At 44.6% G+C, this 16,107-nt stretch carries 18 protein-coding genes and 1 pseudogene; 6 read left to right on the top strand and 13 right to left on the bottom strand.

What is annotated here, in order from left to right:
* Positions 1-3 precede the first annotated feature (3 nt).
* Complete coding sequence (locus KHS38_RS13830) at positions 4-684, top strand: alpha/beta hydrolase (RefSeq protein ID WP_213489191.1); 681 nt, start codon at positions 4-6, stop codon at positions 682-684.
* Positions 685-705: 21 nt separating this feature from the next.
* Positions 706-1,284 (top strand): Crp/Fnr family transcriptional regulator, encoded by a 579-nt coding sequence (locus tag KHS38_RS13825; RefSeq protein ID WP_213489190.1) that lies wholly within the window; start codon positions 706-708, stop codon positions 1,282-1,284.
* 79 nt (positions 1,285-1,363) lie between these two features.
* On the opposite strand, the gene KHS38_RS13820 is transcribed toward KHS38_RS13825, so the two are convergent.
* The 8 genes and pseudogenes from KHS38_RS13820 to KHS38_RS13790 all read right to left on the bottom strand — a co-directional run bounded on the left by KHS38_RS13820 (position 1,364) and on the right by KHS38_RS13790 (position 8,832).
* Positions 1,364-1,927, bottom strand: a complete 564-nt coding sequence (locus KHS38_RS13820) for an NADPH-dependent FMN reductase (RefSeq protein WP_213489189.1) — start codon at positions 1,925-1,927, stop codon at positions 1,364-1,366.
* A 67-nt stretch (positions 1,928-1,994) separates the two neighbouring features.
* The gene (locus KHS38_RS13815) at positions 1,995-3,107 is read right to left on the bottom strand and encodes an NAD(P)-dependent alcohol dehydrogenase (RefSeq protein ID WP_213489188.1); all 1,113 of its coding nucleotides are present in this window, start codon (positions 3,105-3,107) and stop codon (positions 1,995-1,997) included.
* Between the two features lie 63 nt (positions 3,108-3,170).
* A complete protein-coding gene (locus KHS38_RS13810) occupies positions 3,171-4,775 on the bottom strand; it encodes an MFS transporter (protein ID WP_213489187.1) in 1,605 nt (534 codons plus the stop codon).
* Positions 4,772-4,900: pseudogene (locus tag KHS38_RS22535) on the bottom strand (HlyD family secretion protein); the annotation flags it as partial. The pseudogene KHS38_RS22535 and the gene KHS38_RS13810, both read right to left, overlap by 4 nt.
* Before the next feature lie 33 nt (positions 4,901-4,933).
* Complete coding sequence (locus tag KHS38_RS13805) at positions 4,934-5,818, bottom strand: HlyD family secretion protein (protein ID WP_213489186.1); 885 nt, start codon at positions 5,816-5,818, stop codon at positions 4,934-4,936.
* A gap of 13 nt (positions 5,819-5,831) precedes the next feature.
* The gene (locus tag KHS38_RS13800) at positions 5,832-7,103 is read right to left on the bottom strand and encodes a TolC family protein (protein ID WP_213489185.1); all 1,272 of its coding nucleotides are present in this window, start codon (positions 7,101-7,103) and stop codon (positions 5,832-5,834) included.
* A gap of 82 nt (positions 7,104-7,185) precedes the next feature.
* Positions 7,186-7,824, bottom strand: a complete 639-nt coding sequence (locus KHS38_RS13795) for a TetR/AcrR family transcriptional regulator (protein WP_213489184.1) — start codon at positions 7,822-7,824, stop codon at positions 7,186-7,188.
* A gap of 135 nt (positions 7,825-7,959) precedes the next feature.
* Positions 7,960-8,832, bottom strand: coding sequence for a helix-turn-helix domain-containing protein (locus KHS38_RS13790; RefSeq protein ID WP_213489183.1), 873 nt, complete (start codon positions 8,830-8,832; stop codon positions 7,960-7,962).
* 190 nt (positions 8,833-9,022) lie between these two features.
* Between KHS38_RS13790 and panB the strand changes: the two genes are divergently transcribed.
* From panB to KHS38_RS13770, 4 genes are read left to right on the top strand one after another with little or no spacing between them, the layout of a single operon-like run.
* Complete coding sequence (gene panB, locus KHS38_RS13785) at positions 9,023-9,838, top strand: 3-methyl-2-oxobutanoate hydroxymethyltransferase (protein ID WP_213489844.1); 816 nt, start codon at positions 9,023-9,025, stop codon at positions 9,836-9,838.
* Positions 9,839-9,855: 17 nt separating this feature from the next.
* Positions 9,856-10,206: an aspartate 1-decarboxylase gene (locus KHS38_RS13780; RefSeq protein ID WP_213489182.1), complete on the top strand. Its 351-nt coding sequence runs from the start codon at positions 9,856-9,858 to the stop codon at positions 10,204-10,206.
* Between the two features lie 13 nt (positions 10,207-10,219).
* Positions 10,220-11,524 carry an NAD(P)/FAD-dependent oxidoreductase gene (locus tag KHS38_RS13775; protein ID WP_213489181.1) on the top strand — a complete coding sequence of 435 codons (1,305 nt, stop codon included), beginning with the start codon at positions 10,220-10,222 and terminating at the stop codon, positions 11,522-11,524.
* Positions 11,525-11,572: 48 nt separating this feature from the next.
* Positions 11,573-12,352: an SDR family NAD(P)-dependent oxidoreductase gene (locus KHS38_RS13770; protein WP_213489180.1), complete on the top strand. Its 780-nt coding sequence runs from the start codon at positions 11,573-11,575 to the stop codon at positions 12,350-12,352.
* Positions 12,353-12,421: 69 nt separating this feature from the next.
* Here the strand turns inward: KHS38_RS13770 and KHS38_RS13765 are convergent, their stop codons facing one another.
* The 5 genes from KHS38_RS13765 to KHS38_RS13745 all read right to left on the bottom strand — a co-directional run bounded on the left by KHS38_RS13765 (position 12,422) and on the right by KHS38_RS13745 (position 16,080).
* Positions 12,422-13,096: an SDR family NAD(P)-dependent oxidoreductase gene (locus KHS38_RS13765; protein WP_213489179.1), complete on the bottom strand. Its 675-nt coding sequence runs from the start codon at positions 13,094-13,096 to the stop codon at positions 12,422-12,424.
* A gap of 66 nt (positions 13,097-13,162) precedes the next feature.
* Positions 13,163-14,131, bottom strand: a complete 969-nt coding sequence (locus KHS38_RS13760; RefSeq protein WP_213489178.1) for a zinc-binding alcohol dehydrogenase family protein — start codon at positions 14,129-14,131, stop codon at positions 13,163-13,165.
* A 24-nt stretch (positions 14,132-14,155) separates the two neighbouring features.
* Positions 14,156-14,542: a YybH family protein gene (locus KHS38_RS13755; protein ID WP_213489177.1), complete on the bottom strand. Its 387-nt coding sequence runs from the start codon at positions 14,540-14,542 to the stop codon at positions 14,156-14,158.
* A gap of 31 nt (positions 14,543-14,573) precedes the next feature.
* Positions 14,574-15,458 carry an alpha/beta fold hydrolase gene (locus KHS38_RS13750; protein WP_213489176.1) on the bottom strand — a complete coding sequence of 295 codons (885 nt, stop codon included), beginning with the start codon at positions 15,456-15,458 and terminating at the stop codon, positions 14,574-14,576.
* Between the two features lie 28 nt (positions 15,459-15,486).
* On the bottom strand, positions 15,487-16,080 hold the full coding sequence (locus KHS38_RS13745) for a PPC domain-containing DNA-binding protein (protein WP_213489175.1): 594 nt from the start codon (positions 16,078-16,080) through the stop codon (positions 15,487-15,489).
* Positions 16,081-16,107 lie beyond the last annotated feature (27 nt).

Below are 16,107 nucleotides of genomic sequence, written 5' to 3'. Positions count from 1 at the left end.
ATAATGGAACATAAAACAAATGCCCTCAAGGGTGAAGAGCTGATGCTCGTATATAAAGTACATCAACCCGTTACTTCAGAAAGAAAGCCGGGTTTGATTCTGCTGTTGCATGGTATTGGAAGTAATGAAGAAGACCTTTTCAGATTGGCCATTAAATTTCCAACTGGTTTTGTTATTGTTTCGGCCAGAGCGCCATACACGATCTCGCCCGGAAAATATACCTGGTTTGAATTAGGCTTCAGTAACGGAGTGCGGGTAGTTAACGCTGAACAAGCTGAAAAAAGCCGGTTGGTGATCAATGCCTTCATCAGCCAGTTAATTGATAAATATGACCTCGATTCCCATAAAGTATTTTTGGGAGGTTTCAGCCAGGGCGGTATCATGTCCTATAGTGTAGGCCTTACTTTTCCTAAGAAATTAGCAGGTATATTTATCTTAAGCAGCAGGTTATTACCCGAGGTGAAGCCATTGATCAAATCAAAAGAAGAATTGCAGAGCTTACCGATCTTTATTGCCCACGGGAAACAGGACCCTGTTCTTCCATTAACCTATGCTCATGATGCGCTTGCTTACTTACAGCCGCTGACCGATAATATTACCTACAAAGAATACGATATGGTGCACACTGTAGGTGAAAAAGAGCTGGCTGACCTGGTTGATTGGATATCAGCCAAAAGTCTATAAATTGCGGTGTAATTCATCACTATGCTCTCTACGCTCCTTTTCGACAATTTTAACAAATATGCCCGGATAACGGATACTGATTTTGAACTGATCGAAAAAGTATTGGCTAAAAGATTTGTTAAAAAACGAAGAAGTTTACTGACCGAGGGCGATATAAGCCGGTACATTTATTTTATCGAAAAGGGTGCACTCCGGTCCTTTACGGTCGATAAAGATGGAGTGGAACATATTATTCAGCTTGGTCTTGAAGATCATTGGATAGGAGATCTTTCCAGCTTCATTACGCAGGCGCATGGAAATGTCAGTATTGAAGCTATTGAAGATAGCGAGATATTACTTTTGCCGCACCATGAACTTGAGCTCCTTTATGTACAAGTACCCGCGCTGGAAAGATATTTTCGACAGTTGTTCCAGCGCGCGTATGTGAGCCTTCAGCAACGCCTTAGTTCCACGGTCAGCCAAAATGCAGAGGAACGTTACCGGCTCTTGGTCAGCGATTTTCCACAAATCGCGGCCCGTATACCATTAATTTACATTGCCTCGTACTTAGGAATTACCCCGGAAAGCTTAAGCAGAATCAGAAAGCAACTCCTTCACTAAATAAGCTATGCAGTGAGCTGCTTTCATTGCAATAACCGTGAGTTAATTACGCAGGGATTGATTTATAAATAACCTGGTACTAAATCTTTTCAGTATTTTTCGAGAACCAAATGATATAAGCATTCACTGCTTTCTGCAAAAAGTCCTTCGTACTTCCTTCCTTCAAAACCCCGTTTTCATCAAACAACTCACTAACGTTCGGAAGGTAAACTTCCGGCTGTTGCATGGTCGGAACGTTTAAAAACACCAGGCTTTGCCTTAAATGGTGATTGGCGCCAAAAGCAGAAAGATTCCCAGGTGAATTGCTGAATACCGCTGCCGGCTTTGCATCCCATACACTTTTGCCATACGGCCTTGAGCCTACATCCAGAGCATTTTTCAAAACGGCCGGCACTGACCTGTTATATTCAGGTGTAATGAAAATAACGCCGTCAACGGTCTCCATCTCGTTCCTGAAATCCGTGATGGCCTGGGGAATGTCATTGTGGTCATCGAAATCCTGATTATAGATCGGAAGGTCGGCTAATGAAATGATTTTAAACGCATAGCCTTCTGGTGCCATACCAAGCACGGCCTTCGCTAATTTTTTTGAAAAAGACTCTTTGCGCAGACTCCCTGCGAGGATACCTATTATTTTACTCATGATTTCTATTTTTAAATTATACTTACATACCCGGTGACACCGGGTATGTAAGTAACGGTTAATGAGCCTATTGTTTGTATTCGCCGATCAATAATACTGATTTGATCGTCTTCCCTTTTTCCGAATCTTCAACAGCTTCATTAATATCCTGAAACGCGTATTTTTTGATCAGTTTGTCAAAAGGAAACTGGCCTAACTGATACATGTGGATCAGTTTAGGAATGAATTCCTGCGGAACGCTGTCCCCCTGGTTGATCCACCTGATCTTATATCCTTTGGTCAAAAAGATATTCGTTTCAAGCTCTAATGGTTTACGGGCCACGCCTATGCAAACCATCTCACCTACCGGTGCCAGGCTTGCCAATACATTGTTGATCACTTCGTTTCTGCCGGTGGTATCGATACCATATTGTACGCCATTCGGTAAGATCTCCCGGATGCGTTTTTGCACATCTTCGGTCAAACTGTTGATGGTATGCGTTGCACCCAGTTCTTTAGAGAAGTTCAGGCGCTCTTCGTTGATGTCAACGGCAATGATTACAGTGGCTGAAGAAGCCTTTGCTGCCATTAATGCGGCTAAGCCGACAGCGCCGGTACCGGTAATGACAATAGTGCTGCCTACTTTAACTTTCAACGAATTGATTACAGCTCCTGCACCTGTCTGGATACCGCAGCCCAGAGGGCCCAATATTTCCAACGGGGCATCTTTAGGTACCGCAATTACGTTGTTCTTATGGGCAACAGCATAAGTCGCAAAGGAGGATTGTGAAAAGAAATTATCATTGATCACCTTGCCATCAGGGTAATGGTGGTTATGCGTGCCGTCTACCCGTGCTCCCGAGAAGTTCCGTGGAAAAAACTCGTAGCAATAAGCAGGCGTACCTGAGCGGCAGATCTCGCACTCTCCGCAATAGCCATAGGTCAGTACCACATGGTCGCCAACGTTCAGGTGATGAACATCTTCACCAATGCTTTCGATTACACCTGATCCTTCATGACCCAGGATCACCGGAAAATTGGGTGAGCCCATCACAAAATCGCGCGCCACCATATCGGTATGGCAAATACCGGTTGCGACGATCCTGACCAATACCTCATCGGACTTGGGTTGATCTAAAATTACTTTTGCCAGTTCAAATTCGCTGCCTTGTGCTTTTACAACAGCTGCTGTGATTTCCATATTGATTAAATTAAATTTGAATAATGTGATTAATTGATATTGCTGTAATATTTTTTAAATACGCTAAAGGTTTCCTGTCGGCACCACCATGCGCCGGTTCCAGTGTAAAAAAGTCTTGTTGATTGCCGGTATCATCAGGATGAGCATGGCCACGCTAAAAAGCAGTATGGCAATGGTCAGGAATACCGCCCGGTTAGTGAGTAGCTGTGTTTGCTGGGTAACACTTTGACCAAGCGCTGCATTAGCCAGGGCCGATGCCTGATCTGCTGAAAATCCTTTAGCGGTATATAAGGCTTTAAATTCCCTGATCTTGTCGGCAGTAATTATATTATCTGCGGTCAGGTACCCTAAAAAGCCTTCCTTAAAATGCTGATTGAAATATAACTGGAGATTATAATATCCGGCAACTGAGTTAGAAGATGCCGTGAACCGGGCATAGGCTGCCACTACAAGACCAGTAGTACCAGTTTCCGGAGGTAATGAGGAAACCGTGAAAATGATGATGGGCACAAACAAAAATCCCGATGCTGTTCCCTGTAATATGACAGGAAAGAGCAGGTCTGCAAAAGACAGATCAGGTGTCATCACAAAACACATCCAGAGATTATAACCAACCATCAGCAGGAAACCGGTTACTAAAAAGCCCTTGGTGGAATGGCGTTTGCCCAGGGTGAGCTGGGTTGACACGACAAGTGAGACTACTATCGCAGCTACATTACACAAGCCTAAAGTCAGGACCTGTAAGGTGCTCCATTTGAGCACTCCTCCGGCATAATTGTAAACCAGGTTAATGCTGTCTTTGCTGCCGTAATAGATGGCCAGCAGGCATAACCCGATCAAAAAATTGGGGTAGGTAAAGGCTTTGATATGGATCAATGGTCTTTTGATGATCGACTGCCTGTAAAAAAAGAGTACTACGCCACAAACCGTCAGTATCGTACTCCTGCAGATTCGCGGGTCTGCTAACCAATAGTATTTTGAACCGTAGACGATGGTATAGACAAAGGCTACAGCAGCGCACGAAAATATCGCAAATCCGGCCCAGTCGATCTGGTACAAAGGATAGGGTTTATGACCCGATTTTCGCCGTAGCGCCAGCAAACAGATCAGGAGCGTGAATATTTGAAAGCCGATTAGATAATAGTAGGTAACTTTCCAATCTGCCGAAACCACCACAACTGCTGCTACCAATCCTATCAATACGGTATTGGCCAGGATAGTACCATAAAAGACTGCCGAACCTATGGCTTGCGCACGTTCGCTTTCTAGTCGGGTGAATATGAGAATAAGCGCACAGGCAGCAGTATTGCCGACTAAGATGCCTTGTAAAAACCGGAGAATGAAAAAGATATGAATGTCCTGGCAGTTCAGGCATAAGCAGTTCAGCAATACAGCCAGCACAATATTGGTGATCAGGTAGCTTCTTATTTCAAAATATTTCAGAAATCTAAACTGAACAGGCAGTATCGAGATAATACCGGCATAGCACAATAACAGCGCAAACGAAATATCTTCAGGCTGTGCCCCGAGGTAGGCGACCATGTAATTTTGGGTTAGTGAAAACATACCGAACTGCATCAGCGACACGAGCAGGATGAGGAACAAGGCGATTCGAACGCCCCATTGCCAGTCATTGATCCAATCCTTAAAATAGACAGGCTTGCTCATGACGCTTTCTTTTTAACAGATACGGTCACATTCATTCCGGGTATGAACTGATTGGTGTCCTTAGCATCAAAGACAATTTTTACGGGAACCCGTTGAATGATCTTGACAAAGTTGCCGGTAGAATTATCCGCGGGTAAAAGGGAAAACCGGGAACCGGTCTAGCCGGCTATCGCTTCGATCCTGCCTTTAAATACCTTTCCACTGATAGCATCAACCCTGATTTCGACGGGCTGGCCGACATACATACCCTCTACCTGCGTTTCTTTAAAGTTTGCCGTGATCCACTTTTGATTTTCATTAATGATGCTGACCAAAGGCTGGCCAGGTTGTATCTGCTGTCCTTCCAGTATATTTTTCCGGCCTAATCGCCCGGAGTAAGGTGCCCTGATGACCGTATAAGACAAATTTAGCCTGGCAAGTTCCAAAGCGGCTTGTTTGCGTTTGATATCCGCTTTCAGCAGGGCGAAATGTGTTTTTAACTCCCCCACGCGCGCCTGATTTGTTTTTAAACTGTTTTGCGCGGCGCTGTAGTCACTCGCTGCCACATCGTAACGTGCCTGTACCTGTTCCAGATCGGAACCCGTGGCGGCTTCTTCTTTGACGAGATTTTTATAACGCCTGATATCCTGCTGCTGCTGGATATACCTGGCCTGAGCGCCTTTAATCTGATCCTTATTGACATCAGTGCCTAACTGGGATGAATGAATTCCTGCTGACAGCACGGTAAGCTGGGCTTGTGCATCTTCCATGGCTGCTTCCGCTGCTTCGAGTTGCGCTTTGTATTCCCTGTTATCCAAAATAACCAGGGTATCTCCGCGTTTAACCAGTTGATGCTCCTCGAACTTAACCTGTTCAATGTAGCCACCTGCCCGTGCAGAAACAGGATTGATATAAGAATCCACCTGGGCATCATTAGTCTCCTCGTAATGCTGGCTAAAACCCCAGTACTGAACAAAGTAAAATATGCCGGTAAGAACAACAATAATAGCAATGATCGTGATCACGATATTTCCGGGATGAATTTTTTGATTTTCTTTTTTCATGTCAAAGGCGTTTTTACAAATTGCCGCTGGTGTATAAGAGGTGATAGTAAATGGTGAGTGCGTCCGTTTGGGCTTTGATCAGGTTGAACCTCGATTCCTGAAGCAGATTGTCGGCATCCAGCAGATCTGTGAGCAAAGCCAGTTGGTTGAAATATTTGGTGGTGACGATGCGGTAATTGACCTGCGATTGTTCCACGGAGCGCTGATTAACCGAAATACGGTTCAGCGCCTCTATGTATTTGATGTAGTAAGATTTAACATCAGTAACGATATTATCACTGATGGCCTGCTGTTGCAGTTCTAATTCTTTCACCCGCAATTTACCGGCAGCTACTTTGCTTTTATTTTGGTATAGAGAGGAGATGCTGTATTGCGCTTTCAGGCCTACAAAACCAACTGCGTACGCTTGGTTTACGGAGGGGAAAAACAGGTAATTTGGGTAGTTTAAACCGTACGCCGTATAAAAAGCCAGAGATGGCATGTTGGCGCTTTGGATGCCATTGACCCGCGCACGCTGTATTTCCACATTTTCCGCGGCATTACGGATGCTGAAAGAAGATATGCCTGCCCGTTCAATCAGTTGGAGAAGGGAATCAGGCCCTGGCTTTGGCATGGCGGCGGAATCGGTAGGATTCAGACGTACGCTGTCCGGCACATTCATCAGTACATCCAGCCTTTGATTCGCAATACTGATATCGTTTTCGGTTTGCGCTAAAGAAAGTTCCACGTTAGAAAGCATCACCTCCGCACGCAACACATCGCTTTTGGTAACTTTTTGGTTTTTATAAAGGGTGTTGATATTCTTCAAACGGGTTTGCGCCCTTTTTAACTGATCCAGAATATATTTTTTAAGATCGGCCAGCCGAACCAGATCGAGATACTGACCGGCAGTCTGCAGGGCGATATTGCCTGATTGATCCTCGGCATTTACTTTAGCCAGATCCAGCCTTGAGGTCTGTTCTTTTTGGAAAGCCCGCTGACGTCCGCCACTGTAAATATTGAATAAGGCATCGACGCCCAGGGCAGCAGCATTTGGGGTTGGTTTTCGAGGACCGGTTGCGGAATGACTCAGGCCTTCCGTAAATAAGGTCAGATCGGAAAAACGCTGGTAAGACGCGCTCACATTAACGGTTGGCAGCGCTGCCCGGTAAGCGTCCTTCCGGTCTTCGCCAGATGCACTTTCCTCGATCCTTACCGCCTGAACTGATTTATTTTGGCTTTTGGCAAACTGAATGGCTTCAGATAGCGATACGTTAAACCCCGGATGATCCGTTACCTGTGCCATTGCACGATTGGTGTGGCCTGATAAAAGCAAGACCATTAACGCAGCAACAGCAAGGCAGGTATTATGATAACAGGAACGAGAATTACACATTGCAGGAAAGTTTTAATTGTAGTTTATCGGGAATGACCATGAGGAGTATGTGATCGATCATCCGCGAGGTAAGGTCATCCCTGACCGGCCCATTCAAATGCATCAACGAAGAAAGGTTACCTGTAAAGACCGAGGGGATGAATGACAGGATGTTGAGGGCTAATATTTCGGCATCGATAGCTTTGAAATGCCTGGTATCGATGCCACTTTGAATGATCTTCAGCAAGAACTGGTAGATTTGAACGCGGGCTTCGGTTACCATGGCAATCACGGCCGGATGGCGACGGGTAGCCAATTGGTTATACAGCAGGCGGTGAAAATTTTTGTTGGAAGAGATCCTGTTGATATAGAGCTGTAAATAACCTCTCAGTTTTTGTTCGGCATCAAGGTCCAACTGATCAAACCCGTTGATCTCGGCCGTAATTTCGATCAGTCTATTCTTGAATATTTCGAGATAAAGGGCTTCTTTCGAGCCAAAATAGTAACTGATCATACCCGAATTAATGTTCAGTTCTTTTGCAATGAGCCGTATGGAAGTCCCGTCGAAGCCATGCCTGGCAAATAGCTCTTCAGCACCCTTTAATAAAAGTTGCTTGCTATCTTGCGATGAATGATTTGCTTGTCCGGCCATGTCCTGTCTATCTTCTTTGATAGGACAAATTTCCGTCTAAAACAGCGGCATAACTCGGCTATATTACCTCATTGTTCGTCGAAATGGCTTATTCGGATAAATAATTAGGCTTTTCACCTGATGAATAGCAATTGATTAAAGGAACATTTTACGGTAAGCTACCGGAGAAAGCCCGGAGTTGGCCCTGAAAAATTTTCCGAATACCGATTGATCCGAGAAATTAAGCATACCGCTGATTTGGGAGACTGTTAAGGATTTATTCTGCAAGAGTACTTTGGCTTCGAGTGCGATGGTTTCGTCAATCCACTTCCCGGCAGATTTCCCGGTCTGTTTTTTTACAGCCGCAGAAAGCGATTTGGGCATGACATGCAAATGATTGGCATAGAACTCCAGTTTACGCTCATGCATGTAATTACGGTTGAGTAATTGTTTAAACTTCGCAAAAAGTGTATAGCCGGTTAGCGGAGACTGAACGCCTTCTGTGTACTGCTTATGATATGCGTCAATTTCATAGATCAAAGCCAAAATATAATTTCGGATGATTTCGGCCTGATGGTAGTTTGCCGCCGCCTGCGTTATTTTAATGATCTCAAATATCTTGCTGAATTTAAGCTGATAAGTTTCCTTGATGGACAATACATGCAGATCACTGTTCTCGAAAAAATCATATTTATTTAAAAACAGCAGGTCAGCAGAATTTTCAAGTAAATACGTGTCCTTAAAAAAAATGATGTCCATTTTCAATCGGTCACTTCGTTTACGAAAGCTGCGGATCACCGATGGTGCAATAGAAATGAGGGATGGTGCCTCAATTTCATAACTATTAAGACCTGCCTGTAAGTATATACTGCCTTCATTAAGATAAGCAATAGCGTAACTTTCCGCGCGGTAAGGTTCTTCCGGATAGGGATGCCCATTCGCAGCGATGAATAAATATTCCCTGCTGGTATCCGCAACGGCAAAAAGGCGGCTATGCCTGGAAAGTGAAAAGGTTTTGATCTCCTCCATCGACGTGAAGTTAATACTTTAATTCCACTGAAAATTCTTTTTCGCCAGTTTCAATGCCAAATTCATGGCCATTTGCTCCATTTGAACGAACTATGAAGCTATTTCGACGAAAATCGATTTAAATTGACCACTACTATTGCATGGACAATTATACCGGTTAAGTATTGACTGGAATTAGCAGTTCATGGCAATGGAAGTAAAAACAGCATTCCCCAAAATTACCAGCAAAGTTTTGCAGGATATGAAGAATTCAGGCGAAAAGATCAGCATGCTGACCGCCTATGATTTTTCAATGGCCAGGATATTTGATGAAGCAGGTGTCGATGTGCTCCTGGTCGGTGATTCTGCTGCTAATGTGATGGCAGGTTATGACACTACGTTGCCGATAACGCTTGAACACATGATCTACCATACGCAGAGCGTAGCCAGAGCGGTTAAAAGAGCCATGATCGTCACTGACCTTCCTTTCGGTTCTTATCAGGGCGACAGTAAACAAGCGCTCAGTTCCGGAATACGACTGATGAAAGAAGCCGGGGCTCATGCGCTCAAGGTCGAGGGCGGTGAAGAGATCATTGAATCAGTCACCCGGCTCATTCAGGCGGGTATTCCAGTGATGGGTCACCTCGGGCTCACCCCGCAGTCTATCTATAAATTTGGTAGTTACACGGTTCGTGCGAAGGAAGAGAATGAGGCAAAGACTTTAATACGCAACGCACAGGTTTTACAGGATGCCGGTTGCTTTAGTATCGTGTTGGAAAAAATCCCTGCAACTGTAGGAAAAAAGGTAGCTGAATCTTTAACCATACCCATCATAGGTATTGGTGCAGGCAAACATGTTGACGGACAGGTGCTGGTCATGCACGATCTGTTAGGTATATCAAAGGATTTCGCTCCACGTTTCCTGCGCAGATATTTAGATCTGTACAGTCAAATCGCAAACGCTACGAATGCCTATGTATCAGACGTCAAGTCGCGCAAATTTCCGAGTGATAAAGAACAGTACTAAATTTTAATATCGGTTACATGACATTAGTCCTCAAATCCGAAATACAGCATATCCTGGTTAAAAGGGTGTATCCCGATGGCGAAGATTATCTGCTGCTCGACGAAGCCATTTTAAAGGCGGCAAAAATTCAGGAGAACGAAAAGGTACTGATATGTAATCATGCGAACGGCGCAAGGTTTGAAACCTACGTGCTTAAGGCGGGCAAAAATAGTCAGGCGTGTTTTATCTGCGGTCCGGCGGCAAGACTTGTTCACTTCGGGGATCCTATCAGTATTACAACTTATGCCAGATGGCTTACAGGTCAAATTCCCGCCGGTTACCCGGTCATCCTGGCTAAATGTAAAGAATCAGCTAAGAAACAGCATTAAATTTATAAACATCATGACACCATATGGAAATAATATCGTCATTGTTGGCGGCGGATTTGCCGGCATTAATGTCGCCCAAAATTTATTAAAGAAGGAAAAGAACCTACATATTACGTTAGTAGACCGGAATAATTATAATTTTTTCCCTCCTCTGCTTTATCAGGTAGCGACAGGCTTTTTAGATGTATCCAACATCAGCTACCCGTACAGAAAGCTGTTTAGAGATCATCCCAACTTCACCTTCCGGATGGGTGAGTTGTTGGAGATCAAACCTGAAGATAACCTCATTCTACTTTCTTCAGGGGAACTGCGGTATTCCAGATTGATCCTCGCAACCGGTACGGAAAGCAATTTTTTCGGAAACGAAAATGTCCGGAAATACGCCCTTCCTATGAAAACGGTTGCGGATGCGCTTTTGCTAAAAAATACACTTCTGACCAGGCTGGAGGAAGCTACACTATCCAAAAACCCGGCTGAGCAAAAAAAACTCACCAATGTCGTCATTGCAGGTGGCGGACCTACAGGCGTGGAGATAGCAGGGATGCTATCCGAACTGAAACAGAACGTTTTCAAAAAGGATTATCCTGAACTGGCAGCCCTGCCGTTCGATATTTATGTACTGGACGGCTTACCAACGCTGCTGGCACCAATGACAAAGAAATCACAGGATTATGCGTTAAAATCGCTTGAATCCATGGGTGCGATCATCAATTTAAATCAGTTGGTGAAAGACTATGACGGCGAAAGTGTGCTGCTTGGTGACGGATCACGGATCGAAACCAAAAACCTGATCTGGACCGCCGGGGTGACCGGGCAGACCTTTGCAGGCTTACCGGCAGAGTATTACGGACGCGGTAAACGGTTGCTGGTTGATGCTTGTAATAAAGTAAAAGGAACGACCAATATTTTTGCAATTGGAGACAGTTGTCTGCAAACGCTGGATAAGGGTTTTCCGAACGGCCATCCGCAACTGGCACAGGTCGCCATCCAGCAGGGTAAAAACCTGGCTTATAATATCCATGCAGAACAGACCGGCCACCCCTTAAAGCCATTCCGTTATCATGATAAAGGATCCATGGCCATCATCGGCAGGAATAAAGCTGTAACGGATCTGCCTAAGCCAGCGCTGCATTTCCAGGGGTTCTTTGCCTGGTTAATGTGGCTGTTCGTCCACCTGCTGTCGCTGGTCAACTTCAGAAACAAACTCAAAACGCTGTTTAGTTGGAGTGCGGCATATATCTCAAAGGATCAATACTTGCGAATGATCGTTCGTCCTGCTACGAAAGAAGGCGGTCTTTCGAACCCCGTCATCAAATGAACCTTACCAATTACAAATTCATTTTTTACATCTTAAATATTAATTATTATGAATGACTTAAAAGAGAAAGTAATTTTTATCACCGGGGCTGGTGGCGGAATAGGAAAAGCAATCGCCTTTGCTTTCGCTAAAGAAGGTGCAAAGGTAGTTGTTGGTGATATCAAAAAGGATTTCGTTGCGAGTACAGTCAAGGCGCTGGAGGATCAAGGTGCCGACGTATTGGGCGTAACTGTGGATGTTACCAATTACGACTCGGTAAAAGCAGCCTTACAGGAGGTCGTCGAAACTTTTGGGACACTGGATATCGCGGTCAACAATGCAGGGGTCGTTGGAATTGGCAGTATAGAAGAAATAACTCCGGATGAGTGGGATCGTGTCTTAGGGGTTAACGCTAAAGGTATCTTCGTCTGTACCAAAGCAGAACTGGAAATTTTAAAGCGCAAGAAATCGGGTGCCATTATCAATACAGCATCCATCGCCGGAAAAATGGGTATGGCTCATCTTTCCCATTATGTAGCCTCGAAATTTGCGGTCATTGGTTTTACCAACAGTATTGCTAAAGAAGTTGCATTGGATGGCATTACTGTTAATGCGATATGTCCGGGCATCGTTGGCACAGGCATGTGGCGCGGTGAAGGCGGTGTAGCTGATCGTTGGAAACTGGAAGGTGAAACCGAAGAACAATCCTGGGAAAGGAATAAAAAAGCGATCATTCCACAAGGCGTTGACCAAACGCCTGAAGATATCGCCGAAGCGGTCGTCTTTATTTCGAAATCGCCGAGGATTACCGGTCAGGCAATCGCGGTAGACGGCGGAATTACCATGTAATAATTTTGGAGCTTAAAAAAATAGGCGGACATTTGTTGCCCGCCTATTTTTTGACTTGTTTATTTGTGATTAATACTCTTCCAGCCCGCCTAATTCAATATTCCAGAATTTACCGCTTTCGGTATTTTCGGTGATTGCTTTAAAAATCCCGTTCACTGATTTTTCAACAGTAACCGGTGCTGTGTCGCCGCCCATCCTGGTTTGAACCCATCCCGGGTGCAATGGAGTTACCCTGATTTTTCTTTCGGCAAGCCTTTGGCCCAACATGACCGCATACATGTTAATCGCCGCTTTTGACATCCGGTAAGCCGGCGCATTCGGCGCAGCATTACGCAGCAGAGCCATTGCGGTAGATAAAAATACTACTTGTCCGCCATCATTCAAGCTGTTTAATAGTGCCTCTGTAAACAACACCGTTCCTGTCGTATTGGTGGCAAAAGTGGCATTCAGTAAATCGGCTGTTGGTATTTCATCCCCAAGATCAAGGCCTACGCCTGCATTATTAATTAAAACATCTAATTTAATGCCTGCTTCTTCGAGCTGTTGGGCAACTGTATTGATGCTTTCTGTATGGCTGATGTCTCCCTGGAAAACAGTAAGATTAGCATGTGTGTAATCGCCAACTTTACCTGAACGGGTTACTGCAATTACTTCAATGCCTTCAGCCAGTAATTTTTTGGTCAGATCAAAGCCGATCCCGTTGCTTGCCCCGGTAACCAGTACTTTTTTAATTGAATTATTCATTTGATGATTTTATATAAATATGAGCTGCTTAACTATTTAAGCAGCTGTTTGATGTTATATTAATTTTCAGATAACCACGACAATCTTTCCGCCTGCAGTGTTGCTATCCATTAAACGGTGAGCGTCTGCTATCTCAGAGAGTTGAAATGTTTGGCCTATCGCGAGGTTGACTTTTCCTGCTTCCACATCATTGACGAATTGCTGAAAACTTTGCGCATCGACCCTGATCTGCCCGCTATCATAAACGGTCAGGCAAACGGTAGCCGGGATATAATCCATAGGCGTGAATTCTTGAAACGACCATTGCTCGGCCAGCATGCCCGTCATACAAACGATACCACCCGGAGCAGCGCAGCTGAGGGAATCTTTCAGTGTGGATGTGCCTACCAATTCTAATACTTTGTTCACGCCAACAGGAAATATGGCTTTTATTTGCGCTGCCAAATTGCCGTCTTCTATCAGTACCTGATCTACACGGTTTTTCAGCAGCATCTCTTTTTTGTCCGGATTCCTCGTTGTTGCTATTACCGTCAGCCCGCTATTTTTCGCAAGTTGCGTAGCCAGCATACCAATGGAAGAAGTACCGCCGCGGATTAAAATGGTTTCTCCCGGCTGAATCTTCAGGGACAGGTGCAATGATCCGTATACCGTCTGGAACATTTCGGGCATCGCACCTAACTGGTCCCAGGAAAGCTTGCTTTCAAAGGCACAGAGCAGGGACTTGGGTAATAAGGCATATTCTGCATAACTACCGTTGAAACCCCTGCCCATACCGCCCATAAAGGCGGCTACCTTTTGTCCCGGTTTAAATTCTTCTGATGGATCGTCTGCCACTTCGCCAACGCATTCGATACCCAGCACCCGCGGAAAAACGACGTCAGGTGAATAACCTTTCCGGGTCATCAGTTCTGAGCGATTAAGTCCAAAAGCTTTGACCTTAACCAATACCCAGCCCTCATTCGGCTCAGGCAAAGGAATATCAGCTAAAACGAATTTTTCGGGACCGCCTGGCTGGTAAATTAACGCTGCTTTCATAGGATTGTGGCTGATAAAGAAATATTAATTTCGTATTTTGTTGAACAGGTACCGGTAGATTTTCCAGTCGGTACCATCTTTCCTTAACACAAAAAAGTCCCTGCTGTTATCGCTGATCTCTTCACCGCCGCGGCGGGTGATTGTCGTACGGGCGGTGGCATCAATGAATGCAAATTCATTTTCTACGGTAACATTTTGTATAGCGTAGTTGATCTTAAAGTTTCCGACCTTCAGAAATTTGCTCCCTGCTGCATCCAGATCCTTTTTTGCCAGGGTCTTGAAACCCTGTGCCATAAATAAACCATCAAAAGCGTAAAAGGATGAAATTAACGCGATGTCCGCCTTGTTCAACACTTCCGCATAGGCATGTAACACTTGCTCAGCGGCCAATTTTTCATTTGTTGTGCTCATATCTATTTAAATTAAATATTGCTTCATTCAATTATTGCTGCAGAAAAGGAACAATGTCAGCCCATACTGCCGGAAAATTCACCTGAAATGCAGGATGGGGGGCATTTGGGATGATAGCCAGTTCAACTTTAGGAAACATGTAATATGCTGCGATCACCGTTTTCAGCGTGGCATTCTGATCAAGTTCACCGGCCATCAATAAAACCGGACAATGAACTTTGCCAAATACCTCTTTGCTGATATTTACATTATTGTAATATTGATTGATTGACACCAGCCAGTCGTCAAATTTTTCCGGGTGCGGATTTAAGGCCATCTGTTGTTTCCAGTACAAACTATCCAGCCCAAAAGCATCTTTGCGTGTAATGTTAAATGATCGCGATCCTTTTAACCATTCGCCTGCGCCTATGGTGATCAGCTTTCTCACTTTATTGGGATATATACCTGCAAAATAATAGCCGGTGTAACCCCCGTCGCTAAAGCCTAAAGCAATAGCACTGTCTTTTGTTACGGTGTTTAGGATGGCATTCACATCATTGGCCTTTTGCTCATAGGTAGGTTCTGAGGATCCCATTTCTGATTTTCCATGACCGCGGGTGGAGATTGCAATCACTTGGTAACTTTTGGAAAGGCTGTCAATGAACCTTCCCATTTCATAGGTCGACCCAAAAACCCCGCCATGTAAAATCACGAAAGGTTTGCCTTTACCATACACCTCATAATAAATTTTTGCGTTGCCGGTATTCAGATAATGACCTGCTTTGGGATTATTGCCGTAAGGAGTAGCATCAGGCGGTGTCGGAGCAGCCTGCATAAAGCTCCTCAGGTGCTTCAGGTCCTGGGCATCGACGCCCAATGAAAATATCAGTGACAGGACAACCAGCAAAAAGGCTGGTCTTTTATTAAATAACTTCATTTTAATTTGTTGTTTGGAATGCTAATAATTATTTCTCCAGATCAGGATCTACAACCAGGGCGTTAAATTCCGGGCTGATCTTTTTATAAACTGCGGTCGGCTCTACAGTTATATAGAATTCGAAGGTAGGACCGACGATCAGTTCGAGCAAGTGTCCACCGTGGCAGATGCCGTCACTTGTTGCAACACTGCCATGGGTATGGGCAAAAGGTTTGCCGTTATAAAGTGAAATATCGCCTACCAATCCGGTTACTTCGGATGGTTCGTTAATATCCGTTAGCTTGAACATTTTGCGATCTTTATCATACCAGCCAAATTTGGCCGAGGTGGCATCGCCGAAAGCGGTATAATGCGCATTTTTTACCTGGTACTTTTGGGCAAATTCGGCAATGCCTGAGGTTACTTCATCGCCGGTTGCCAGCACCAAGAGGTAGGTTTTGGTTTTCCCGTTGGTACTTAACAGCTTCACCTTTGCACCTGGAGCTCTGCCAAGTTTAGCAGGGTTGGTTAATGACACATATTCCTGGGCCTTGGCAGCAACAACGCCGCATAAGATTAAAATGGCTGTAAAAGCCAATTTTCTGAATTTAACGGGAACTGTTATTTTATCTGATCCTCTCATCGTTTTCTTTATTTAACGATACAAAGG

Source organism: Mucilaginibacter sp. Bleaf8, from assembly GCF_018390515.1.
Taxonomy (GTDB): Bacteria; Bacteroidota; Bacteroidia; order Sphingobacteriales; family Sphingobacteriaceae; genus Mucilaginibacter.
Note: the sequence above shows the minus strand (reverse complement) of the source record. Positions and strands in the feature narration are given on the sequence as shown.

Excerpts from the sequence above, each read along its gene's own strand:
- KHS38_RS13830 (WP_213489191.1), top strand. The coding sequence starts at position 4 with ATGGAACATAAAACAAATGCCCTCAAGGGTGAAGAGCTGATGCTCGTA.
- KHS38_RS13825 (WP_213489190.1), top strand. The coding sequence starts at position 706 with ATGCTCTCTACGCTCCTTTTCGACAATTTTAACAAATATGCCCGGATA.
- KHS38_RS13790 (WP_213489183.1), bottom strand. The coding sequence starts at position 8,832 with ATGGAGGAGATCAAAACCTTTTCACTTTCCAGGCATAGCCGCCTTTTT.
- KHS38_RS13780 (WP_213489182.1), top strand. The coding sequence starts at position 9,856 with ATGACATTAGTCCTCAAATCCGAAATACAGCATATCCTGGTTAAAAGG.
- KHS38_RS13800 (WP_213489185.1), bottom strand. The coding sequence starts at position 7,103 with ATGGCACAGGTAACGGATCATCCGGGGTTTAACGTATCGCTATCTGAA.
- KHS38_RS13795 (WP_213489184.1), bottom strand. The coding sequence starts at position 7,824 with ATGGCCGGACAAGCAAATCATTCATCGCAAGATAGCAAGCAACTTTTA.
- KHS38_RS13745 (WP_213489175.1), bottom strand. The coding sequence starts at position 16,080 with ATGAGAGGATCAGATAAAATAACAGTTCCCGTTAAATTCAGAAAATTG.
- panB (WP_213489844.1), top strand. The coding sequence starts at position 9,023 with ATGGAAGTAAAAACAGCATTCCCCAAAATTACCAGCAAAGTTTTGCAG.
- KHS38_RS13820 (WP_213489189.1), bottom strand. The coding sequence starts at position 1,927 with ATGAGTAAAATAATAGGTATCCTCGCAGGGAGTCTGCGCAAAGAGTCT.
- KHS38_RS13770 (WP_213489180.1), top strand. The coding sequence starts at position 11,573 with ATGAATGACTTAAAAGAGAAAGTAATTTTTATCACCGGGGCTGGTGGC.
- KHS38_RS13750 (WP_213489176.1), bottom strand. The coding sequence starts at position 15,458 with ATGAAGTTATTTAATAAAAGACCAGCCTTTTTGCTGGTTGTCCTGTCA.
- KHS38_RS13775 (WP_213489181.1), top strand. The coding sequence starts at position 10,220 with ATGACACCATATGGAAATAATATCGTCATTGTTGGCGGCGGATTTGCC.
- KHS38_RS13810 (WP_213489187.1), bottom strand. The coding sequence starts at position 4,775 with ATGAGCAAGCCTGTCTATTTTAAGGATTGGATCAATGACTGGCAATGG.
- KHS38_RS13815 (WP_213489188.1), bottom strand. The coding sequence starts at position 3,107 with ATGGAAATCACAGCAGCTGTTGTAAAAGCACAAGGCAGCGAATTTGAA.
- KHS38_RS13765 (WP_213489179.1), bottom strand. The coding sequence starts at position 13,096 with ATGAATAATTCAATTAAAAAAGTACTGGTTACCGGGGCAAGCAACGGG.
- KHS38_RS13805 (WP_213489186.1), bottom strand. The coding sequence starts at position 5,818 with ATGAAAAAAGAAAATCAAAAAATTCATCCCGGAAATATCGTGATCACG.
- KHS38_RS13755 (WP_213489177.1), bottom strand. The coding sequence starts at position 14,542 with ATGAGCACAACAAATGAAAAATTGGCCGCTGAGCAAGTGTTACATGCC.
- KHS38_RS13760 (WP_213489178.1), bottom strand. The coding sequence starts at position 14,131 with ATGAAAGCAGCGTTAATTTACCAGCCAGGCGGTCCCGAAAAATTCGTT.